The sequence below is a fragment of the Acidobacteriota bacterium genome, from assembly GCA_018268895.1.
In the GTDB taxonomy this organism is placed as follows: Bacteria; Acidobacteriota; Terriglobia; order Terriglobales; family Acidobacteriaceae; genus Edaphobacter.
This window is the reverse complement of the sequence record JAFDVP010000013.1, coordinates 219,443-242,544: the sequence shown is the minus strand read 5'-3', so window position 1 is coordinate 242,544 and position 23,102 is coordinate 219,443. Positions and strand designations below refer to the sequence as shown.

At 59.3% G+C, this 23,102-nt stretch carries 18 protein-coding genes; 12 read left to right on the top strand and 6 right to left on the bottom strand.

Annotated features, from left to right (window positions below; all coding sequences use genetic code 11):
- Positions 1-8: 8 nt before the first annotated feature.
- Positions 9-401, top strand: coding sequence for a cupin domain-containing protein (locus JSS95_16985; GenBank protein MBS1801508.1), 393 nt, complete (start codon positions 9-11; stop codon positions 399-401).
- Between the two features lie 74 nt (positions 402-475).
- On the opposite strand, the gene JSS95_16980 is transcribed toward JSS95_16985, so the two are convergent.
- From JSS95_16980 to JSS95_16965, 4 genes are all read right to left on the bottom strand, one after another.
- Positions 476-2,680, bottom strand: a complete 2,205-nt coding sequence (locus tag JSS95_16980; protein MBS1801507.1) for a PQQ-binding-like beta-propeller repeat protein — start codon at positions 2,678-2,680, stop codon at positions 476-478.
- A gap of 164 nt (positions 2,681-2,844) precedes the next feature.
- Positions 2,845-6,603 (bottom strand): TonB-dependent receptor, encoded by a 3,759-nt coding sequence (locus JSS95_16975; protein MBS1801506.1) that lies wholly within the window; start codon positions 6,601-6,603, stop codon positions 2,845-2,847.
- A gap of 459 nt (positions 6,604-7,062) precedes the next feature.
- Complete coding sequence (locus JSS95_16970; GenBank protein MBS1801505.1) at positions 7,063-8,973, bottom strand: VCBS repeat-containing protein; 1,911 nt, start codon at positions 8,971-8,973, stop codon at positions 7,063-7,065.
- A 303-nt stretch (positions 8,974-9,276) separates the two neighbouring features.
- The gene (locus JSS95_16965) at positions 9,277-10,470 is read right to left on the bottom strand and encodes an acyl-CoA dehydrogenase family protein (GenBank protein MBS1801504.1); all 1,194 of its coding nucleotides are present in this window, start codon (positions 10,468-10,470) and stop codon (positions 9,277-9,279) included.
- 111 nt (positions 10,471-10,581) lie between these two features.
- Between JSS95_16965 and JSS95_16960 the strand changes: the two genes are divergently transcribed.
- Entirely contained in the window at positions 10,582-10,782 is a 201-nt protein-coding gene (locus tag JSS95_16960) for a hypothetical protein (GenBank protein MBS1801503.1), read from the top strand.
- An 18-nt stretch (positions 10,783-10,800) separates the two neighbouring features.
- Here the strand turns inward: JSS95_16960 and JSS95_16955 are convergent, their stop codons facing one another.
- On the bottom strand, positions 10,801-11,865 hold the full coding sequence (locus JSS95_16955; GenBank protein ID MBS1801502.1) for a 2-oxoacid:ferredoxin oxidoreductase subunit beta: 1,065 nt from the start codon (positions 11,863-11,865) through the stop codon (positions 10,801-10,803).
- A complete protein-coding gene (locus tag JSS95_16950) occupies positions 11,865-13,733 on the bottom strand; it encodes a 2-oxoacid:acceptor oxidoreductase subunit alpha (GenBank protein ID MBS1801501.1) in 1,869 nt (622 codons plus the stop codon). The genes JSS95_16955 and JSS95_16950 overlap by 1 nt, the downstream gene beginning before the upstream one ends.
- Positions 13,734-13,978: 245 nt before the next feature.
- On the opposite strand from JSS95_16950, the gene JSS95_16945 reads away from it, so the two are divergent.
- The 10 genes from JSS95_16945 (at position 13,979) to JSS95_16900 (ending at position 23,099) form a co-directional block, all read left to right on the top strand.
- A complete protein-coding gene (locus JSS95_16945; GenBank protein ID MBS1801500.1) occupies positions 13,979-14,359 on the top strand; it encodes an NADH-quinone oxidoreductase subunit A in 381 nt (126 codons plus the stop codon).
- Positions 14,360-14,420: 61 nt separating this feature from the next.
- A complete protein-coding gene (locus JSS95_16940; GenBank protein ID MBS1801499.1) occupies positions 14,421-15,065 on the top strand; it encodes an NADH-quinone oxidoreductase subunit B in 645 nt (214 codons plus the stop codon).
- The gene (locus JSS95_16935; protein ID MBS1801498.1) at positions 15,049-15,609 is read left to right on the top strand and encodes an NADH-quinone oxidoreductase subunit C; all 561 of its coding nucleotides are present in this window, start codon (positions 15,049-15,051) and stop codon (positions 15,607-15,609) included. The genes JSS95_16940 and JSS95_16935 overlap by 17 nt, the downstream gene beginning before the upstream one ends.
- Before the next feature lie 32 nt (positions 15,610-15,641).
- Complete coding sequence (locus JSS95_16930) at positions 15,642-16,772, top strand: NADH-quinone oxidoreductase subunit D (protein MBS1801497.1); 1,131 nt, start codon at positions 15,642-15,644, stop codon at positions 16,770-16,772.
- A complete protein-coding gene (locus JSS95_16925) occupies positions 16,772-17,362 on the top strand; it encodes a 4Fe-4S dicluster domain-containing protein (GenBank protein ID MBS1801496.1) in 591 nt (196 codons plus the stop codon). Before JSS95_16930 ends, JSS95_16925 begins: the two co-directional genes overlap by 1 nt.
- A gap of 5 nt (positions 17,363-17,367) precedes the next feature.
- Positions 17,368-18,543: an NADH-quinone oxidoreductase subunit NuoH gene (gene nuoH, locus JSS95_16920; protein MBS1801495.1), complete on the top strand. Its 1,176-nt coding sequence runs from the start codon at positions 17,368-17,370 to the stop codon at positions 18,541-18,543.
- A gap of 141 nt (positions 18,544-18,684) precedes the next feature.
- Positions 18,685-19,185 (top strand): NADH-quinone oxidoreductase subunit J, encoded by a 501-nt coding sequence (locus tag JSS95_16915; protein MBS1801494.1) that lies wholly within the window; start codon positions 18,685-18,687, stop codon positions 19,183-19,185.
- Complete coding sequence (nuoK, locus tag JSS95_16910; protein MBS1801493.1) at positions 19,182-19,493, top strand: NADH-quinone oxidoreductase subunit NuoK; 312 nt, start codon at positions 19,182-19,184, stop codon at positions 19,491-19,493. Before JSS95_16915 ends, nuoK begins: the two co-directional genes overlap by 4 nt.
- A gap of 7 nt (positions 19,494-19,500) precedes the next feature.
- Positions 19,501-21,549 (top strand): NADH-quinone oxidoreductase subunit L, encoded by a 2,049-nt coding sequence (gene nuoL, locus JSS95_16905; GenBank protein ID MBS1801492.1) that lies wholly within the window; start codon positions 19,501-19,503, stop codon positions 21,547-21,549.
- Complete coding sequence (locus JSS95_16900; protein MBS1801491.1) at positions 21,546-23,099, top strand: NADH-quinone oxidoreductase subunit M; 1,554 nt, start codon at positions 21,546-21,548, stop codon at positions 23,097-23,099. The genes nuoL and JSS95_16900 overlap by 4 nt, the downstream gene beginning before the upstream one ends.
- Positions 23,100-23,102: the final 3 nt, after the last annotated feature.

Genomic DNA, 23,102 nt, shown 5'->3' with positions numbered 1-23,102 from the left:
GGATGCGAATGGCAGTAAAGGTGATCGACGAAGCGGCGGTTGAAGAGCTGGACCTTCCGGGGCGAAGACTTCGATGGGTCGTGACTGCCGAGAATACCGGTTCGCAATACTGCACGATGGCGGTAATCCGTATCGAACCTGGCCATAAAGTTCGTCCGGCCCACTCGCATCCGGAGGGCGAAGAGGTGATCTACATTCTCACAGGACATGGGCGCGTCATGGTCAACGGTGAGATTGCGTCAGTCAAAGCCGGAAGCGCGGTATTGTTCCCCAAAGGAGAGATCCATATGCTTCAGAACCTCTCCGATGTCGAGATGAAGGTGGCATGTTTCTTCGCTCCCCCCGCCAGCCTGAGCAATTACAAATTCTTCGACGACATCGATTTTCCCGACAATGTCTGACAGATTTCCGCAGTCCGTACAAAGAAAAGCCTCGAGATGAACTCGAGGCTTTCTGCAAGTCAGTTCCGAAGAGGCTATTTCTTTTTCTCCGGCAGACTGAATACAACGAACTGATTGTGCACCTGTGGCGCTGGGGCCGCCTCAGGCATACCCTGCCTTGCGTTGCCCTTGGGACGCGCGACTCCGCTTGCCGCGGGAACGACGACGTACTCTCGGCCGTTCACGGCGTAGACGGAGGGGACGCCGACAGCGTTCTCCGGAAGATCGCCTTCCCACAGCGTCTTGCCCGTATCCGCGTCGAGCGCGATCAGCTTCTTCAGGCGGTCTTCAGGGACGAAGAGCAGACCGCTTCCGGTGATGGCGATCCCGACCTTGTTCGTATCGCCCGTTCCGGTCTTGATGCCCTTAATGGGATAGTTCGGATCGCTGTCGACCGGGACCTGCCATAGCTGTTCCCCGGTATTCATGTCATACGCTGACAGGGTCGTCCATGGTGGACGCATCACGCCGTTGCCCGCCTTCGTGTACCAGTAGCCATAGTCGGTGCGCCAGCGCGGCTCGCCCTCGGCCAGACCCTTCATCACCTTGCGCGGAGGAGCGTCACTGGAGATGAATCCGTTGTTGACGTAGGTCAACAGGTCCGTCATCGACTGGCCGGTGATGTTCGGGAAACCCGGCATCGGCGACTTGCCCGCATGAATCATGTCGACCAGCTGTTCATTGTTCAGACGGTTATTGACGCCGATGAGCGAAGGAAACGTCGGCGGGTGCCCCGTGCGGTCGACCCCATGGCAGACGGCGCAGTTCTTCTGGTAGAGCGAGCGTCCGCGCTCCATCGGATTGTTGCCAGCGCCGAACTGCGGCTTGGACTTCGCCAACTGGATCACGGCGGGGATGTCGACGCCAGCCACATAGACGCGACCGCGCACCGGATCGGCGGAGGTGGTGCCGAAGTTCGCTGCGCCGTTGCTTCCCGGCGCTTCGAGCGTGGGCTTGGTGGAAGGAGGTGTGAAGATGCCCTCCCAGCGCAGGGTTCGGAACCGCTCTTGTATCTGTGAACGCTCGGGCTCCGGGATCGCCGGGTCGATGTCGTCGACAGTAAAGGTCTGGCGTACAAAGGGCTTCAGTACCGTGGGGAAAGGCTGCGTTGGTGAAAGGCGCTCTCCTTCCATATGTTCCCCCTGCGGTACGGGGCGCTCCTCAATCGGAAAGAGAGGCTTGCCGGTCACACGATCGAAGGCGAAGAGAAAGCCGGTCTTTCCGGCGATGGCCACCGCGTCCACTGCCTTGCCTTTGCTCTTCGCGGTGAAGAGGACCGGCGTGGAGGCCAGATCGTAGTCCCAGAGATCGTGATGGACGTCCTGAAAGTGCCAGAGCAGCTTGCCGGTGCGGATGTCGATGGCGAGCAGGCAGTCTGCGTAGAGGTTGTCTCCGGGCCGATCGACGCCCCAGAAGTCGTACGTGCTGGAGCCCGTGCCAGCGTAGAAGATGCCGCGCTTTTCATCCACGGAGGTCCCGGTCCACGCGTTCGCTCCCCCATTGAAGGCGCGTGGATTGGGCCCCCAGGTCTTTGCCGCGGGTTCCTCCGGTGTCGGAATCGTATGAAACTGCCAGACGAGTTTTCCTGTGTTAAGGTCGAAGGCGCGGATATCTCCGACGGGCGACCCATACTCCTCGCCTGGGCTCGAGCCAACGAGCAGCGTATCGTGCCACACGCGCGGTGGTGAGACGTTCTGCACATTGAAGATGACCTCGGGGTCGCGCTCGAGGCCCGGCTTCAGGTCGACGTCGTAGTCTGGGTCGAGCTTGCCGGTCGCGGCGTCGATCTGCCGGATATGGTTGGCGCGGTAGAAGACGATGCGACGCTTGCTGTGATCCGTACTCTCCCAGTAGGTCAGGCCGCGCTGGCGGCCGCTTACCATCTTCGGCTCCGAGGCCCATATCTCCTTGCCGGTCGCGGCGTCGAGCGCGGAGATGGCTCCGCCATTCTTACCGCTGAGGTACATCACTCCGTCGATGATCAGCGGGTTGCTGATCGAGATCGACTCGCCGATATCGTAGGTCCAGGCCACCTTCAGATCTTTCACGTTGGAGCGATTGATCTGCGTCAGCGGCGAATAATGGTTGCCCCCCTGGTTCGCCTCGTAGGTTGCCCAATCGACGTTGGCGGGCTTCCCGCTACCGCTCTTGCCCACGGCACCATAGATCGCAAAGACAGACAGTGCCGCAACCCCTGCACCGCCAGCGACAAGCTTCAGACCACGATCACGAAATTTCATCAGAGAGCCTCTGGTAGTTCCTCGTCCACGATCGCTTCCCGCGGAGATTCGATTCTTCAATACGTTTCTATGAGACGAACGCGGCCGGCAATCCGGCGCAGCGCGCTTCAAAACATCGCTTTGGCGCGGCCTGGCATCTTCGCCGGCCGCACCAAAGGTTGGAGTTAGAAGATGAACCTCGCATGAAGCTGTATCTGACGCGGGTCGAAGGCGTTGGTGTTGAGCGTGCCAAAGCTGGTGTTGTCGCCCAGTCCCTGGATTCTTCCTTTGGACAGATCGGTCGCCAGGGTTGTCGAACCAAGGTTCCCGACAAACGAGCCGTTCCATTGAGTATTGTTGAGGACGTTGGTTGCTTCTCCGGAGATCTCGAAGCGGTACCGCTCGTAGATTGGGAAGGCACGACGCAGGCTGAGGTCTACGTTGTAGCGAGCCAACCCGCGCATATCTCCGTTGGTCTGTGCATGGTTGCCGATCCAGTAGATGTCCTGCAAAGGATTACCGTTCTGTCCTGTTACCGTACGCCCTGAGAAGGCGCAGGCATTGTACTTCAGCAGTTGATACTTGCCAGGAGTGACCGTCTTGCCGCAGGGAAGCGTGACGGGCGTTGCTCCGTCGTATCGCTTCTGGAGCGCAGTCGGCACCTGGATCGGCACGCCAGGAACGCGATCCACCCGAGAGGTGAAAGCGCCGTTGTTCATGCTGACGACCACAGGCATACCGCCCTGCATGCTGACGACCGAACCGAGGCTCCATCCGCCGAGCGCAAACCGCGCCACCGGATTGACCAGGGCATGCTTACCGTTCTTGCCGAACGGTGAGGTGTAGACCACCGTTGCGACAAAGCGATGAGGCACGTCCGCCAGGCCGTAGTTGCGATTGAGGCCATTGTTGACGAGGTCCGGCGTTCCAACCGTACCGCCGGAGTTGACACCCTGGCCGTCTTCGATGGGAGTCGTAACGTAGTCCAGCTCCTTGCTCCAGGTATAGTTCAGCGCAAGGTTCAACCCCGACGAGAAGGAGTGGGTAACCCTGGCCTGCAGCGAGTTATAGCTGCCATAACCGCGCGAGCCGTCGAGCGTAGCGCCCCACAGCAGCGGATACGGCATCAGGGGAATCTGTTGCTGGATGGTCCGTCCCGACAGGCCTCCCTGGAAGGGGATCAGGGTGCTGCCGCCCTGGAACGGGTTGTTGACCTGAGCGGTGGCGGGGTTCGCTCCATTGTTGGCAATGTACTGCGAACGCCACGAGCTCAACACGGCAGGGTCGAGACTCTGAACGTTCTGAATGGGCTGACTGCGCGTGGTGAGGTTGTTGGAGAACGAGCCGCTCCAGCCAACGGACATGATCCACTGCTGCCCCTTGCCGAAGGCCTGCTCGACGAAGAGATTCCCCTGCTTGGCGACCTGGTTCTTCAGGTGCCGGTCGAAGTAGGTTGTCCCCGTGCCATAGATCTGCGGAGCTGCCTGGTTCGCTCCCACCGCGGCAACGATAGGCGCCGCATCGCTGGACCGCGTGACCGGAACGCCGTTCGGCGTGCTGCCATACGGAAGGGCCTGGTTGCCGGCGGCAAACGGAGCGCCACCGTAGTCGTTGGAGCTGGAGAAGTAACCGCTGTTGGTGGGCAGATAGGTGATGCCGAACCCGCCGCGGATCACCGTTCCCGGATAGACCTGCCAGGCCACGCCTACGCGCGGCTGGAAATCGTGGTACTCCGTATCCCAGAGGCCGCGGCTATAGCCGTTGACTCCCGGGAAGGCGAAGACGCCTTGCGTGCCGAAGGGGTTCTTCTTCGTCAGGTCGACGGCGGTCATCCGGTTGTAGCGCTCGGTAATTCCGGGCTGCACGTCCCAGCGAAGTCCAAGGTTGAAGGTCAGGTTGGACTTCGGCTTCCAGTCGTTCTGGGTGTACACGGCGAAGTACTTTGCCGCGTAGGCGGGCTTGAGGTTCGCGCCCGGACGAACAAACCAGACACCCTGGCCCAGCAGCATCGCCGCGGCATTGATGCCTCGCTGCGAGGCGGTGGCGTTTCTGGATGCTATGGAACCGCCTGATGCGTTGACGAACTGGAAGGAGTAGTTGCCGCCGGGATCGCCCGCGCAGCAGCCCCCGAGGTTCGCCGAGCCTTCTTCGAAGTCGGTGAAGTTGGCCAGCATCACGCGATACTCCGCGCCGGCCTTGTACGTCCAGTTACCTGACACCTTGGTGACGCTGCCGTTGATCGCGTGGGCGATCTGGCTCTCGCGCTTGTTGGCGAACTGCCCCGAAGAGAGGCCGGCCCAGTTGCTTCCGCCGCCCGATCCGCCGCCGAAGCCGTTGGGATTCACCACGGGGGCCGATCCCACTGCGGCGAAGAGCGCCTGGGTTGCCGGTGCAATGCCGAAGTCATTGTATTTCGTGAAACCGGACTGATTGCCGCCAAGGCTGAAGGTGTTGATCCTGGTGACACCGTACCGGACGTCGACATAGAGCGTCGGGTTCACCACCATCGTGTCGCCAAGCTGGGCGTAGAAGTTGCTGTCCTTGGTCTGAGAGGGAGCGTCGTTGAACGGCGCGGTGCCGAAGGGGCGCGGCTGCGTGATCGTACCGAAGTCGTATCCGCCGCTGGAGTAGATGGAGTGCTTGCCCAGCTTGTAATCGATGCGGGTGTTCAACGTCTGCTTGCGCACCGTATTGATGACATAGGAGGTGTAGTTGTTGGTGTTGTACTTGTCGTCGGGCGTCCGGTTGGGCTGCGGATAGAAGCTGTACATCAACAGCGCCGCGGGATTCGGGTTCGCAATCTTCGCGCCAGGGATAATGTTCCTCTGATAGACGTCGGGAGCGAGCTGGGTCACGTTGTAGGGATCGAATAACTGCGCAGGAACCGGGTTGCCGGCGTCGTTGATGAACGTCTGGCTGAAGTCGCCCACGCGCTCAAGCGCAGTCGGCACCGTCAAGAGGTTGGTCTGTCCCGAGTTGAATCGCTGGTAGTGAAAGCTGGACGAAAAGAACAGCTTGTCCCGGAGGATCGGACCGGACAGCGCGCCGCCCATGTCGTTCACCTTGAATGCAGGCCTGCGGACCAGCGGAGTCTGAATCTTGTTTCCCGGCGTATTCGCGTTGAGAGCTTCATTTCGAATCAGGTACGAGGCCTGACCGTGGAACTGATTTCCTCCCGACTTGGTGTTGATCGCCAGCACCGACATGCCGCGTCCGTAATCGGCGGTGAAGTTGTTGCTGATAACGCGGACTTCCTGGATGCCTTCCTGGTTCGGGACAACCGCCGCCTCGTTGAAGCCAAAGCCGGTGTTGGGAAGACCGTCGACCTGAATGTCATTCTCGAACGCGCGGCCACCATTGACACCGATGGAGGAGTACTGTGCACGGCCGGCGACTCCGATGCCGAAAGAGTTCGTGTTCTGACTGCTCGCGTTCTGGTTGCGGGGTTGAACGCCGTTTTGCAGCGTGGCGAAATAAAGCGGGTTCTGGGTGATGTTCGGAATCGCGTCGATTACCTGGGCGCTGATCGCTGACGAAATTGTGCTGCTTTCGGTCTGTATCTGCGCGCCCGAGGCTTGAACCTCGACCTGTTCCGTCGCCGTTCCGATGCTCAACGTGCCATCAACCCTCACCGTCTGAGAGGCTGCAAGCGGTACGCCGGTGGCAGAAAACTTCTGAAATCCGCCCTTGGAGATGGTAACGGTATAGGTACCCGCCGCAAGATACGGAATGGTGAATTGTCCAGCTTGTGTGGTCTTGCCGTTGTACTCGACGTTGGTCGCCTCATCTCTGGCGGTCACATCGGCACCGGGGACGACCGCGCCCGATGAATCCGTAATGGTGCCGGTGATGGTGCCGGAGCGGACCTGAGCAAAAGCGGTCTGGACGAGACAGACCAGCAGGACTGCCCAGAGCACTCGATATTTTTTCCAGTTAGCGTTCATCTTCGATGCCTCCTAAGCCATAAACCAACCCTGTTTTGGCTTTGCTTCATGTTGCGTATTATGCAATTAACTTTGCATTATGAGTCGAGCGAATCCTAGCAACACGCGCGGACAGCCGTCAAGGGCTTGTTTCGCCATGTGACGATATTTTTTTTGAGGAAGAAAACGCATGGTTACACCTCTCGTCCGAATCCAGAAACAAACGTTTGTTTTTTTGAGAAAACCGCGATGTTCTAAAAAGAAGCTGGCGATGATGCCGTTCGCTTGCTTCGTCTCAGGCAGGTAGCGCCCGTCGAAGACCGGCGTGTGGAAAAGCGTGTGCAGGCGTAGCCGCGAGATCCTGCCACGCCCGCGATGCCTCCGGTAAACTCCCGCAGCCCCAGATGGTTCTTCCGATCGGATGACCGGATCTGCTTGTGCAGGTTGATGGGCAAATCTCCCTTACCCGTTGCGCAACGTCTACTTCTTCCTGGCGGCTGCGGCGCGTCCCGGAGTCCCCCAGTAAATAAAGGTGCCGAACCGCGTGGACGTCACAATGTCGATCGCTCCGTCATGGTTCAGATCCACAGCGAGCACATCCGATCCAACACCGCTATGCGTATCGATCAACTGGGGAAGCAGTTCAGCCCCGCCAGGCGCCTTACTGTTTCGGACCGTCTTGTACCAGTACAGGACCGGCGCTCCTCTCGGGTCGGGATCGAGATTGGTATCCAGATGGGAGAAGTAGCGTTTGCCCGCGATGAAATCTGGGATCCCGTCCCCATCGACATCAGCAAACGATGTGCCGTGAAGCTCCGAAAACGTAACCCCTCCGGCGTTCTTGGTCGAGCGGTCGTCCATGACCATGTGTTCGGTGAAGCTGATCTTGCCCACGGCGTCCTTCTTCTGCTCGTACCAGGCAAGCCCCCATCCATGCGCGTTGAGCGAGGTCACCACGTCGTTCAGTCCATCCCCGTTCACGTCATAGACAGCCATCACGCTGCCGCCCATCATCCCTCGTCCAAACTGCGCGAAGGCGGCGGGATGATAGGTCCACAGACCTGAGTCCGCGCCTGCGGCCGGCTGCTCCCACCAGCCATACGGGTCGACAATATCGATGCGGCCATCGCCGTTGATGTCCCCCGCGCCGATGCCGTGCCCCGCTCCATAGCCGCTTTCGGAGATATCGTGCACGATCCACTTCCCTGTTGGATTGGCGGGATCGGGCTTCGCATATCGCACGCGCCCGTTGCCGGAGTAGACCAGCTCCGGCTTGCCATCGCCGTCGATGTCGCGCAGGATCGCGATCTCGCTCTGTACCCCTCCGCCAACAACATACTTCTGCCAGCGACGCTTCTCACCCTTCGGGTTAATGTAGAGCTGCATGCCTGAGTCGCCGCCGAACATCACCGTCAGCACATCGGGCCAGCCATCGCCGTTGAAGTCGGCAGCGAACTCCATCGTCGAGTCCGTCGCGAACTCGGTCGTCGGATTCGAGGCCAGCGCAACGTAGATCTCGCGCGACTTCCGATAGTCGGGGCCATAGTAGATATACGGTCCGGAGACGACATCGAGCACACCATCGCGATTGAAATCGGCGGCAGCCGTTCCCCACGAGTAGTAAAAGTCGCTCAGCCTCTGCTTGCGAAATCCCGCGCCGACCTTCTCCTCGTCGCGCACCTTCAGAGACATGTCCATATAGGCGATGCCGCGAAAATGGACCGCGCCTTTGCCGCCTGCATACAGCGCCACAGGCCCGTAACCGCCATCTTCACCGACTGCGCCCTGCTGGTGACCATTGTTGAGAAACGACCGGACTGTGTTCGTGTCGAAAAATATCTCTACCGAGTTCCACGCATGCGGCCGCAGCGAGGTATCCGCCGGCTTCAGCGGGAGTTCGACGCTGGGCCTCTGCGGTCTCGGCCTGTTCTCGTTCTGCGTCTGCGAGGGGGGAGGCGGAGGTGTCACGCGGGCAAGCAGACCTCCGCGTGGCAACTTGTCCTTCTTCACAATCTTTCCGCTGGAATCGATCGTCACGGCATAGGTGTTCAACACAGAATCGTCGAGCGAGACAAAGACCCCCTTCATGCCGCCGTCCGCGGTCTTCTCCGCGCGCAGCAACACACCGGTCTCGCACCCGTCGTCACAACTGAACTCCGTATAGAAGCTGAGATCCTGATAGGAGTCGTCCAGCACCAGCCAGCCTCCGCCACTATCGCCGGGCTTCCCGGTAATCGTGCCCGCATCGGCGCTCCATCCAGCATTGCCAAATGTATGCCAGCCCTTTGTCGTGGAACCGGTAAACCGGACATCGGGCGCGAAGGAAGGTCCCGACGCAAATGCCATTCCCGCGGCGAGCGCTACGATCAGCAGAACCAGGCTCTTTCTCATGCGCACTTCTTTGGCACCGTCGTCACCCTTTGACGCCTTTCCTGTAATTGCACAATATGCAATATATTGTGCTTATTACGCGCCACCACTATAAAGAGACGACATGCGATCGTCAACACCATCATTGAAGCAGCGTGACGCCATGCAAAAACTCACATTCCCAAACAAAAAAAGCGCCCTCAACCAGGAGCGTGCGCGACGCGGCCCACAGGTGCGCATCAGGACAGGTGCGCATCAGAATAGATCAGCCGCCTCTCCGAGCGCTGCGCCCCCGCTGCCCGTGAGTGATTGCCCACGACCGGATCAATAAGCGGCAATGCCAGTCACGCTTTGACCGATGATCAGCGTGTGGATATCGTGGGTTCCTTCGTAGGTCTTCACCGATTCCAGGTTCATCATGTGACGCATGATCGGGTAGTCGTCCGCAATGCCATTCGCGCCGAGGATATCCCGCGCCATACGTGCGCACTCGAGCGCCATCCACACGTTGTTCTTCTTCGCCATCGAGATGTGCTGAAACGCTGCTTTGCCCTGGTCCTTCAGGCGGCCAAGTTGCAGCGACAGCAACTGCGCCTTGGTGATCTCCGTAATCATCCACGTCAGCTTTTCCTGCACAAGCTGATGGCCGGCGATGGGTTGATCGCGAAATTGCTTTCGTTGCTTTGCATATTGCAAAGCCGTGTCGTAGCAGGCCATGGCCGCGCCGATTGCGCCCCAACTGATGCCGTAGCGCGCCTGGCTGAGACACATCAGGGGAGATTTCAGTCCATCTGACTGCGGTAGCATGTTCTCCGCTGGAACACGGACATCCTGCATGGCCAGACCTGATGTGACTGAAGCGCGAAGTGACCACTTGCCGTGCACATCGTGCGCGGAAAATCCGGGACGGCCGGTTTCGACAAGAAAGCCGCGAATGCGCCAGTTCTCCGGAGCGACGCCGGGCTCCTCAACCTTGGCCCAGATCACAGCAACGTCGGCGATGCTGCCGGAGGTGATCCACATCTTCTCTCCGTTGAGCACGTATTGGTCGCCGTCTTTGCGGGCGCGCGTCCTCATGCCGCCGGGGTTCGAGCCGAAATCGGGCTCGGTCAGCCCAAAGCAGCCGAGCTTTTCTCCGGTAGCCAGCTTCGGCAGCCAGTGGTCCTTTTGCTGCTCTGTGCCGAAGGCATGGATGGGATACATGACCAGCGCCGACTGTACGCTGACAAAGCTGCGCAGGCCGGAGTCCCCGCGCTCAAGTTCCTGCATCAGCAGGCCATATTCGACATTGTTCATTCCGGCGCAGCCGTACCCTTCAAGGGTTGCCCCGTAGAAGCCCAGTTCGCCCATGGGGCGCACCAGGTCGCGGGGAAAACGGCCGTCGCGGTTGCACTGTTCAATGATCGGGATGATCCTGTCCTCGACAAAGGCGCGCGTGTTCCCGCGAACCAGCAGTTCATCTTCGCTAAGCAGAGAATCAAATTGGAGGAAATCGACTCCTTGAAACTTGAACGCCATAGCAGTACATTCTAGTCGAGATCTGACAAAGTGCCCGTGGAAGAGTCACACTGTTTCCAGTCGTCGCAAATCCACGTTTCAGTGTTCATTCCCGGCCCAGGAGGAACCACCATGGCGCATCCTGAACTAACTCGTCCGGACGAAAGCATGCACAAGGGCGCAGTAGAAGACGATACTGTTCACCCCGACTTCACCCGTCGCTCCCACAACTCCATGGCCGGTCAGCTTGGGCATCGTGATCAGGATGAGATGCTGAAGGAGAACGATACGGACTTTCCCGAGCCCGATGCCGAAGCGGAACACAGCGGCTGATAGCAGTCTGGGACGCAGCTACATCAGCCGCTGCATGACCTCGTCGAGCACAGCTTTGCCCGGCCGCACACGCGCATCCGGCAAGGTGGCCAGAGGCTCATCGACCAGGTTCAACAGCTCGGTGAACGTGGGCTTCGCTGTGTTCACATAAAAGATGCCGGTCAGGACTTCGTCCTTTGCATGCGCCGCCATCAGTGTGGAAACTACTCCAACGTTGTCCGTCGGATCGAAGTCTTCATGCAGCTTGCGCAGGCGCAGATGGCTGCCGTCGTGCATCGTCACGTCGATCGTCGTGCCCGGATCGTATTCCACATCGATCTCCTGAAAGTAGGGCACGAAGCCAACCTCGGAGATCGCCTCTTCGTGCTCCTGCATGTACTTGTAGCTCTTCGTCGAGCCTTCGTGGTCGTTGAACGTAACGCATGGCGAGATGACGTCGATCACGACCGTCCCATTGTGCGCGATCGCCGCTTTCAGCATGGCGAGCAACTGCTTCTTGTCGCCCGAGAAGGACCGCCCCACAAAGGAAGCTCCCAGTTGAATCGCAAGAGCGCATAGGTCGATCGCCGGAAGATCGTTGATCACGCCGGTCTTCAGCTTTGACCCGATATCCGCGGTCGCGGAGAACTGCCCCTTCGTCAGACCGTAGACGCCGTTGTCCTCGATAATGTAGATGATCGGGAGATTGCGCCGGAGCATGTGGACAAACTGCCCGATGCCGATGGAGCCGGTGTCCCCGTCGCCGCTCACGCCCAGCGCCTTCATGGTGTGGTTGGCCAGCAGAGCGCCGGTTGCAATCGAGGGCATGCGCCCGTGAACGCTGTTGAACGAATGCGACCGGCTCATGAAATAGGCCGGGCTCTTTGAGGAGCAGCCGATGCCCGAGAGTTTCATCAGCCGTTCCGGTTGAACTCCCATCTCATAGAAGGCATCGATGATACGTTCGGAGATTGCATTATGGCCGCAGCCGGCGCAAAGCGTCGTCTTGCCGCCCCGGTAGTCGAGAACCTGAAGCCCGATCCTGTTGGTCTTCACTGCCGGCTTCAACGTCTCCGCATTGGATGTAGCTGGAGTTGTTGCCATTAGATTCCTTCCTGCGTGACAAGATCGTCGGTGATCGACCGCGCGTCAATCGGCAGCCCGTTGAAGTGGCGGATGCTGCGCAGTCTGACAACATCCTCGGCCTTTACATCCAGCTTCAGCAGGCTCAGCATCTGCGCGTCGCGGTTCTGCTCAATCACGTACACGCGCTCGTGCGAGGCGATGAAGTCGTGGGTTTCGCTCGTGAAGGGATAGGCGCGCAGTCGCAGGTAGTCGGTTTCGAGCCCGTACTCCTTGCGTAACTGATCGCGGCTCTCACGCGTTGCAAAATCGGAGGTCCCAAACGCAATCAACCCGACCTTCGCCTTGCCCGTCTCGACGACCTCGGGCCGCGGAACGAGCGAGCGCGCCGTCTCGAACTTCTTTGCCAGCCGCTCCATATTGTTGAAGTAGTCGTCGGGACGCTCAGTGTATTGCGCCTTTTCGTTGTGACCCGAGCCGCGCGTGAAGTAGGCCGCAAGAGGATGGTCGGTTCCCGGCAGCGTGCGATAGCCCACGCCGTCACCGTCCACATCTTTATAGCGGGCAAACCCTCCCAGCTTCTTCAGGTCCTCCGCGCTCAGCACTTTGCCCCGGTTCAACGGCTTGCCGGAGTAAGTAAAGGGGTCGGACATCCAGTTGTTCATGCCGAGATCGAGATCGGACATGACGAAGACAGGCGTTTGCAATTGCTCCGCCAGGTCAAACGCCGCCTGCGCCATCTCGTAGCACTCTCTGACATTGCCCGGAATCAACATGACGTGCTTGGTGTCTCCGTGCGACAGAAACGCGACAGAGAGCAGATCGCCCTGCTGGTTGCGGGTGGGTAGGCCGGTCGACGGCCCCGAGCGCTGCACATCGAAGATCACTCCCGGCAGCTCGGCGTAATAGCCAAGCCCGGCAAACTCGGCCATCAGCGAGATGCCCGGCCCGGAGGTCGCCGTCATGGCGCGCGCTCCGGCCCAGCCCGCGCCAAGCACGGCGCCAATTGCCGCCAGCTCGTCTTCGGCCTGCACCACCGCAAAGGTGGCCTTGCCGTTCTCTTCGACGCGATACCGCTTTGCGAGATCGATGAAGTTTTCGACCAGCGACGACGACGGCGTGATGGGATACCACATCGCCACCGTGCAGCCTGCAAAGACACAACCCAGCGCAGCCGCCGCATTTCCGTCGATGATGATCTTTCCTGCCGTCTCGTTCATCGGCTCCAGCACAAAGGGATCGTGCTTGGTGAAGTTTGCCGAGGCGTACTCGAAGCCCGCCTGGACCGCGGCCCAGTTGAGATCCGCAGCCTTCACCTTCTTGGCAAACTGCTTGCGCAAGGCGGCTTCGACCGCGACCATGTCCATCTTGAGAAGATGCGCGGCGACGCCGACGTAGACCATGTTCTTGACCAGCTTGCGCAGCTTGGCCTCAGGACAGACTGCGGCCGTCAGCTTGTCGAACGGCACCGGGTAGCAGGCGACATCGTTCCGAAGCTGGCCAAGATTGGCGGATTCTTCATAGATAGCCGCCGCTCCCGCCGGCAGAGAGAGCATGTCCTCCTGCCATGTCTCCGGGTTCATCGCAATCAGGACGTCGATCTCCTTCTTGCGCGCGATGTATGCATCTTTGCTGGCGCGGATCGTGTACCAGGTCGGCAGGCCGGCGATGTTGGAAGGAAAGAGATTTTTGCCGCTGACTGGAATGCCCATCCGGAAGATGGACCGCAGCAGCACAAGGTTGGCCGACTGAGATCCCGACCCGTTGACCGTCGCGACCTGGATGCTGAAGTCGTTGACGATGTTTTCCCGCGCAGCCTGCCGAACCATCTCTGTTTCGGCCTGGGGCCCGCCTTCAGTGGCTGTCCGCGCGACGTTTTCTGCCGCCATGGGTAATTCCCCCTCCTTGAACAAGACCTGGGAGTTTCACGAACAAGCCACAATACCACATCCATTCCAATGCGGGATTTGTGTCGTCCCACGACGTACAACACCAGCTTCTGGAGCGAATTGCTTTTGACGCATCGAAGTTCAATTGATAACTTGATCTGGCGTAAATGCTGATGGAGAAATCAAGCCGCTTCACTGTTTTGAGCAGTAGCTTCGGTTGTTAAGATTTTCCGGCTCAGGTGTTTATGAATCCTCCGGTCTTCGGCGTGTATCTGCCCATCGTGGTCCTTGCGATCGCTGCCGCAGGTTTTGCAATCGCTCCGCTCGTACTTGCATGGCTCTGGTCAAAGAGCTTCTCGCCGCGCAAACCCGGACCGCACAAAAACTCCACCTATGAATGCGGCTTGGAGGCAAAAGACAGCGCCTGGATTCCCTTCAGGCCGGAGTACTACCTTTACGCGATCATCTTTCTGATCTTCGATGTAGAAGCGATCTTCCTGCTCCCGTTCGCCGTCGCATTCGGCGGTCTAAGTGTGGGTGCCTCAATCGCCATGATGGTCTTTCTGCTCCTGCTGGTCGAGGGGCTGGTGTGGGCTTGGCAGAAAGGCGTATTGACCTGGGCATGACGGGCGGGCAGAACAAATGACAGCGCGGAGCGTCGAAGAGACAGGGCGGCATGGGGTCGCAATGGACCAGAAGCTCAGAATCGAGTTGAGCAAACAGGGGATCGTCACAACGACCCTTGAAGAGCTCTACAACTGGGGCCGGAAGAACTCCGTGTGGCCGATGACGTTTGGCCTCGCCTGTTGCGCCATCGAGATGATTGCCACGAGCATGGCGCGCTACGATCTGGCGCGGTTCGGCGCCGAGGTCTTCAGGCCTTCACCCCGTCAGGCGGACCTGATCATCGTCTCCGGCACCGTGACCAAGAAGATGGCCCCTCAGGTGGTGCGCCTCTACAACCAGATGGCGGAGCCGAAGTACGTCATCGCCATGGGCGCGTGCGCCATCTCCGGCGGCCCCTTCAAGCAGGGATACAACGTTTTGAAGGGTATCGACCGCTACATTCCCGTGGACGTGCATATTCCCGGATGCCCTCCGCGCCCCGAGGCCCTCATCGATGCGTTCATGACCTTGCAGAAAAAGATCGATGCACAAACGCTGACAGGCGAAGGCCGGCCGCGCCATCTCGATCCCGAAGCACCCAGCGAATTTGTCGTGCCGCGGTTTGGCGCGCACGATCTCGAACCGCCGAACAACCCTGAGGTCTTTCGTATCCTCAACAACATCGATTCATGCGCGGCAGGAGAGGTCGATGCTGGAGGAGATTAAGCTCAGGCTCGAAGCAGCTATCCCCGGCTGCCGCGCGGAGATCATCCCGAACGGCAGCCCCTCGGGACAGCACTCGCTGCTGCTCGATTCTGCTCACGCAGTAGAAGCAGCAACGTTTCTGCGCGACGACCGAGAGTTGCGCCTCGATTACTGCTCCAACGTCACTGGCGTGGACTGGCTTGCAACAGAGCACACGCACGGATATCTCGAAGCCGTCTACCACCTGTATTCCATGGAGAGGAAGCACGGCCCTGTCGTCGTTCGGCTGCGCACAGAGAACCGCGCGGACAGCGTTCATCTGCCCTCGCTGACCCCGGTCTGGCGAAGCGCCGAGTTTCAGGAGCGCGAGATCTTCGACCTCTATGGAATCATCTTCGACGGCCACCCCGACCTGCGCCGCATTCTGATGTGGGATGAGTTCGAAGACCATCCCATGCGCCGGGATTACGTCGAACCCAACGATTACGAGTACGAACCGACACCGCACGATGACGTTCTGGCAAAGGCAAAGCAGCACGCCATGGGGCAGTCGCAATCATCATGACCAGCATGACCACAACACCGCTAAAGGAAGAGATGAACGAAGTCCTCGTTACCGGCGACGGTCAGGGTGAGCTGCTGGAGATTGCTCTGGGGCCGCATCATCCATCGACGCACGGCGTCTTTCGCATGGACGTCGTGCTCGACGGCGAGCGGGTGGTAAAGCTGAAGCCCGTCTTCGGCTACCTGCATCGCAACCACGAGAAGATCGCCGAGTCGGCCAGCTACCTTGCCTCGATGCCCTACACCGACCGACTCGACTATATCTGCTCGCTGACCAACAACTGGGCCTATGCGCTGGCTGTCGAAAAGCTGGCGGGGCTACAGGTTCCCGAGCGCGCCGAGTACATACGCGTCATCACTGCCGAACTTACTCGCCTGGTCAATCACACCGCCACCATCGGCTTTCTGACGCAGGAGATGGGCGCCAGCGGCACGCCGCTGATGTACGCCTTCCGTGAGCGCGAAAAGATACTCGATCTGTTCGAGTCGCTTACCGGCTCAAGAATGATGTGCAACTACATGCGTTTTGGCGGCTGTCGCGTGGAGCTGCCCGCCGGCTGGCTCGAACAGGCAAAGAAGATTGTTGTTGAGTTCCCACGCTTCCTCGACGAATACGAGCAGTTGTTGACCGGCAACGAGATCTTCATGGCGCGCGCTCAGGGTGTCGGCGTGCTGAAGAAAGAACTGGCAATCGACGCGGGCGTGACCGGCCCGATGCTGCGCGCGTCGGGTGTGAACTACGATATCCGCAAAGTGGACAAGTACGGTATCTACGACCGCTTCGACTTCAAAATCCCGCTGGGCGAGCATGGCGATGTCTACGACCGCTACATGGTCCGCATGCTGGAGATGCGCGAATCGCTGAAAATTCTCAATCAGGCGCTGCGCGACCTTCCACCGGGGCCCATCATGGACCCCAAGGCAAAGATCCGCGGCTTCCGCCCAAAACCCGGCGAAGCATACGGACGGATCGAAGCGCCCAAAGGCGAGCTCGGCTTCTATCTGATCAGCGACGGTTCGCCCAATCCATACCGGTACCGCGTCCGTCCGCCAAGTCTGATCAACCTGACCGTCCTTGAAGAGATGTGCCGCGGTTACAGTGTCGCCGACACGATTGTGATCTTTGGCACCGTGGATATTGTGCTGGGAGAGGTGGACCGCTAATGCTGGGTGAGGGCATCCTGAAAGGACTGGTGGAGACCGCCAGAAACTTCTTCGGCAGCTACGTCAGCAAGGACCGGCTGACCACCGTTCAGTTTCCTGAAGAGCGCCTGCCGCAACCCGAAGCTGCGCGCAATTTTCCCTTCCTCGTCTACGACGGCGGCGACTGGCAGGCAGGCCTGCGCTGCGTCGCCTGCCAGATATGCGAAAAAGAATGCCCGCCCAAGTGCATCTTCATCGAAAAGAGCAGCGACAAGAAGCCCGACTACACGGGCAAGCAGCAGTTTTATCCGGCGGTCTTCAACATCGACGTCTCGGTCTGCATGAGCTGCCAGATCTGCGTTGAAGTCTGCCCGTTCGATGCCATCGAGATGGACAACGCATTCGAGCTGAGCACGACTGATCGCTTCGACGGACTGCTGTGGAACAGAGAGCAACTGGCGAAGCCCAACAGCTACTTTCACCAGATTCATCCCGCTACTGCAACTGCAGTCGACGAACGCCTGGCGGCAGCGAAAGCCAAAGCGGAGGCCAGAGCGAAGCCAGCCGCGGATGGAAGCACCTCGACAACAACTCAACCTGCAACCAACTGACAGCCATGACCGAGACGATGGACCAAATCTTCGTTCTACTCAAGCACTGGATTCTGGAGCATTCGCCTGTCTGGGCGCGACCGCTCTCTTCTGCTGTGCTGTCAGCCGTCGCGATTCTTGTCGTGTTCGCTTCCCTGTTCGCTTTGACGACCATTCTTGAGCGCAAAGGACTAGGCCGCTTCCAGAACCGGTACGGCCCCAATCGAGTCGGCCCCTTTGGCCTCTTGCAACCGCTCGCCGACGGGGTAAAATCGTTGATCAAGGAAGACATCGTTCCGCACGCAGCAGACGGCGTCGTTCACCTGCTGGCGCCGATCGCGCTCGTCGTCGCGGCTTTTCTTGGCTATGCGGTTCTGCCTTTGGGCCGGAACATGGTTGCTATCAACCTCGACGCCGGGCTGCTGTATTTTTTTGCCGCGGGCTCGGTCGTCGAACTCACGATCTTCATGGCGGGCTGGTCCAGCCGCAACAAGTACTCGCTGCTTGGCGCGATGCGCGCCATCGCGCAGATGATCAGCTACGAGATCCCTCTCATCCTTTCCACGATGACCGTCGTCATGGCTGCGGGCGCTCTATCGACGGTCGCCATCGTGAAAAGCCAGGTTGGCTATTCGGGGATCTGGCCCCACTGGTTTGTCTTCACGCCGTGGGGTTTCGCCGGCTTCGTGCTCTTTATGATCGCTGGCATCGCGGAATCCAATCGTTCGCCGTTTGATCTGCCCGAGGGCGAATCCGAAATTATCGCGGGCTACTTCGTCGAGTATTCAGGCTTCAAGTTCGCTCTCTTCTTTCTCGGTGAATATATCGGCATGTTCGCGATCTGCGGGCTGGCCATCACACTCTTTCTCGGAGGCTGGGCCGCGCCATTTTCCTTTCTCACATGGGTGCCATCGTACCTCTGGTTCTTTGCCAAGCTCCTCGTGCTGATTGCCATGCTGATCTGGATCCGCAGCACGCTTCCTCGCCTGCGCATGGACCATCTGATGAACTTTGCGTGGAAGTTCATGCTGCCGATGGCGCTGGTCAACATCTTTGCCGCTGCCATCTGGCATTTCTTACCGCCCGGCGCTATTCGATGGCTTGTCGGCGCAACCCTTGTTGTTGTCCCTTACCTGCTGCTTGGCCGCGGCCTCATGCAGTCGAACAGGCTGGAAAAACGTACCTACCGGTTCGCCGATTAAGAACCTGATGAACGCAGGCCATCGTGCCATTTTGCTTTGCAAAGAAGTATCTGTTGCTGAAGACGCAGGAATTAACGAAAATGCCACTGTTGTGACGAACGCAGAACGAAGGCCACTGAACAAGGAGACGTGCCGGGAGAAGTGAGTTTGTCATTTGCCATCATCGCTGTGTTCACCGTTGCCGGGGCGCTTGCCGCATTGACGCTGCGCAACCTTGTCCACTGCGTGCTGGCGCTTATGCTGGCCTTTGCGGGACTAGCCGGTTTATATCTCCAGCTTGGCGCTCAGTTCGTCGGCTTTGCACAAATCCTGGTCTATGTCGGCGCCGTAGCCATCCTCATCGTCTTCGCCATACTCCTTACGCGAAGTCACGAACCGCTCCTGCGGCCGGCTCTTTCGTCTGGATGGCTCACAAGCACCCTCGTCGCCGTCGCTGTATTTGCGGTGCTTGCCTGGTCGATCCGTTCGAGCGCGGTGTCGGCGATTGCGATACTGCCGCGTCCCGAGATCACGGTCAAGCAGATCGGCGACGCCTTGATGTCGCAGTACGTGCTTCCGCTCGAAGTCATTGGCCTGCTGCTAACGGCCGCGCTTATAGGAGCGGTGACGATTGCCATGCGCGAACAGGGGAGGAAGAAATGACAGCCTCGGTCAACTATCTTCTCGTATCCGCACTCATCTTCGCCATCGGTCTGGCTGGCGCGCTCGTCCGCCGCAACGCCATACTCGTGCTGATCGGAATCGAACTGATGCTCAACGCCGCGAATCTGAACTTCATCGCCTTCTGGCGTTACAGCCCCCATCCCGAAGCACTGACCGGCATCATGTTCACTCTCTTTTCCATCGGTGTTGCAGCGGCTGAGGCTGCGGTTGGCCTGGCCCTGATCATCGCAGTGTATCGACATTTCAAGACAACAGATCTCGACCGGATCCATTCGATGAGGGGATGAGCTGAAAGTGACCTGGATTGTCCATAACCTCTGGCTCGTTCCCGCAATGCCCGTGCTGGCTGCAGGTCTGAGCGCGCTGGCTCCTCGCAGGCAACGGCTGTTTGCAGCATCGGTGGCCATTGGCTCCATGTCGCTCTCGCTGTTGCTGTCGCTGATTGCATTTGCGGAAGCCCTCCGCTTCGGCAATCAGGAGGGCGCAGCGAAGCAGGTCTTCAACTTCGGCTGGTTTCAGATAGGCAGCGAGTGGCTCAAGGTGGGATGGGTTCTCGATCCGCTTACAGCCGTGATGTTGGTGATGGTCGCTTTCGTCGGCCTGCTGATCTTCATCTACAGCGTCGGCTACATGGCGCACGACGATAACTTCACGCGCTTCTTCTGCTTTCTCTCGCTCTTCGCCGGAGCCATGCTGGGCCTCGTGATTGCGAACAGCCTGTTGCTGCTCTTTATCTGCTGGGAGATCGTCGGCCTCACATCCTATCTGCTCATCGGCTTCTGGTATCACAGACCCAGCGCGGCAGCCGCGGCAAAGAAGGCATTCATCACGACGCGCATCGGCGATCTCGCGTTCCTGCTGGGAATGGTCTGGTTGTACTCCCAGGCAGGCACCCTGCTGTTCTACGACAGCGGCGCAGGCTGTCTTGAGCAAACCGCGCTCATCCATCTCTTCACGCAGACGACAAGCATCGGCATGGCCGCCTCCACGGGAATTGCACTGCTCATCTTTTGCGGCGCAGTCGGGAAATCCGGCCAGGTGCCGCTGCATGTCTGGCTGCCGGACGCCATGGAAGGCCCAACGCCAGTGAGCGCGTTGATTCACGCGGCTACGATGGTCGCCGCCGGTGTCTTCCTGATTGCGCGAGTCTATCCGCTGATGAGCGGGCCCGGATTGCCTCCCATGTCAACAACCGCTTTGCACGTTGTCACCTGGGTTGGCGCAATCACGGCCGTCTTCGCAGCGACGATTGCCGTCGCTCAGGATGACATCAAGCGCATCCTTGCCTACTCCACCGTCTCGCAGCTCGGCTACATGATGCTCGGTCTTGGTGTCGGCGGCGTTGCCGTGGGGATGTTTCATCTCATCACGCACGCATTTTTCAAGGCCCTGCTGTTCATGGGCGCGGGGTCGGTCATTCATGGCTGCCACGAGGAGCAGGACATCCGTCGCATGGGTGGATTGCGCAAGCTGATGCCGATCACATTCGCCACATACGCCGTAGGCATGATGGCTCTGTGTGGCTTCCCGCTCCTCTTCTCCGGCTTCTGGAGCAAGGATGCGATCCTGCATGCAGCATCCACCTGGAGCGTATCGCGGGCTCCGTTCTATCTGGCTTCCTTTGGTGTCCTGCTCACCGCCTTTTACATGACGAGGCAGGTCATCTATGTCTTCTTTGGGAGACCCCATCAGGCGGAATCTGAAACGGCTCCCCACGAAAGCCCCGCCCTCATGACACTCCCGCTCGTCATCCTGGCTGGTTGTTCCATGCTGTTGGGTCTGGTCGGCACTCCGGTGTGGCCATGGTTCAGCGCATTTCTCAACGGCCAGCGTGTACGGTTCGATCTTCAGGGATTCGGAGAGAGCGGCGTCCTGGCTGTCATGTTTTCATCAACGGCCCTTCTCCTGATTGGCCTGGCTACAGGCTGGTTGCTTTATAGCTACAAACCGGCCGGCACTCCTCAAGCGCCTGACGCCCTCGAACAATTCAGTCCACGAATGTTCCATCTCCTCCGTAACGGCTGGTTTGTGGATGCGTTTTACGCAGCGACCTTTGTTCGCTTCACCACATGGTGCGCCGCCGCGTGTGACTGGCTCGATCGATGGGTCTTCCACGGCGCGGTTCGGCTCGTCTCCTCGCTTGCGCTTGGGGCTTCCTGGCTGAGCCGCTCGACGGATGTCTTTGTGGTCAATCGCACCTTCGATCAAAGCTGTCAGGGAGTAGCTCTTAGCGGACGGCTTCTTTCGCGCCTACAGGGTGGACGCGCGCAGAGTTATCTCCGAATCATCGGAATCGCCTTTGCAGGATTCGTCCTATTCCTCATCTGGGGTCGCCACGGATGACGGCCTTCCCGTTCCTTACACTGCTGACTGCCGTGCCGCTTGTCGGCGCCATCACAATTCTTGCCCTTGGCGACAGGCAGAAGAAGCGTGCTCGAGTGCTTGCGTTAGCGTTCAGCCTCATTGCACTTGCTCTAACGCTCATCCTCTATCATCGGTTCGACGCGGCATCCGGGGCTCTCCAGTTTCAGGAATGGCACGCATGGATACCCCCGCTTGGCGCGGAGTATCACTTGGGCATCGACGGGCTTGGCCTCGCGATGCTGCTGCTTTCAGCCCTTGTAGTCACGATGTCGATTGCCGCATCGTCGCAGGTCCGCGAGCGTGAGAGACTCTACTTCGCTCTGGTCCTGTTCCTCCAGGCGGGACTGTTCGGAACATTCACGGCGCTAAACTTCTTCCACTGGTTCATCTTCTGGGAGTTGAGCCTCATCCCCGCCTTCTTTCTCATACAACTTTGGGGCGGGCCGCAACGCGCCTCCGCAGCGACGCAGTTTCTCGTCTACACCATGGCTGGAAGCGTCGCACTGCTGCTCGCGTTTCTCGCTTTGTTTCAGTGCACCGGAACATTCGATTTCATTCGTCTGTCTGAATTGGCGCGAGGCGGGAAACTCGTCCCGGCACTGGCGAATCTCGCCTGGCACAGGTTTACGCCGGAGCAGATGGCGCTCCTGATCTTTGGCGGCGTCTTTCTCGGCTTCGCCGTCAAGGTCCCGCTCATTCCATTTCATACCTGGCTGCCTTCGGCATACGCAGAAGCGCCAACCGGCACGACCATGCTGCTCACCGGCGCGATGTCGAAGATGGGCGTCTACGGATTCCTTCGAATCGTTCTCCCTATCTTTTCTCCGCAGATTCGATCTGTGCTGACGCCGCTGTTGTGGCTCGCCGTCGGCACAGTGGTTCTCTCCGCCTTTGCGGCTCTCGCGCAAAAGGATTTGAAGCGCATCTTCGCCTACTCCTCAGTCAATCACCTCGGCTACTGCATGATGGCGATCTTTGCTTCTGCAAGCCTCACCGGCAATGCTGCGTCTACAACCACAGCCCAGGTCGCCGCTCTCGATGGCGCAATCCTTCAGATGTTCAACCACGGACTGACTGCCGCGACACTGTTCTGGTTTGTGGCGTTGCTCGAAGCGCGCAGCGCTGGCCTGCGCGGCTTGAACGATTTCGGCGGCCTGCGAAAAATCGTTCCCGTCTTCACCGGGTTGATGGGCATCGCCATGTTTTCCTCTCTTGGGCTGCCCGGCCTGAACGGCTTCATCGGAGAGTTCCTCATCTTTCGAGGCGTCTTCCCTCTCGCGTCATGGGCTGCTGCGCTCGCCCTCATCGGCCTGCTCGTGACGGCTATCTTCATCCTGACAATCCTTCAACGTGTCTTCTCCGAGCCGCTCAATGAGCGGTGGTCAACCATGGCGGACCTGACAACCGCCGAACGGCTCGCGCTGTTGCCGCCAATCGGCCTCATGTTCGCGCTGGGCCTCTTTCCGCAACTCATCCTCGGCATTCTTAACAGCACAGTCGTCAGACTGGTGCAACAGATGAGGTACTAGCCC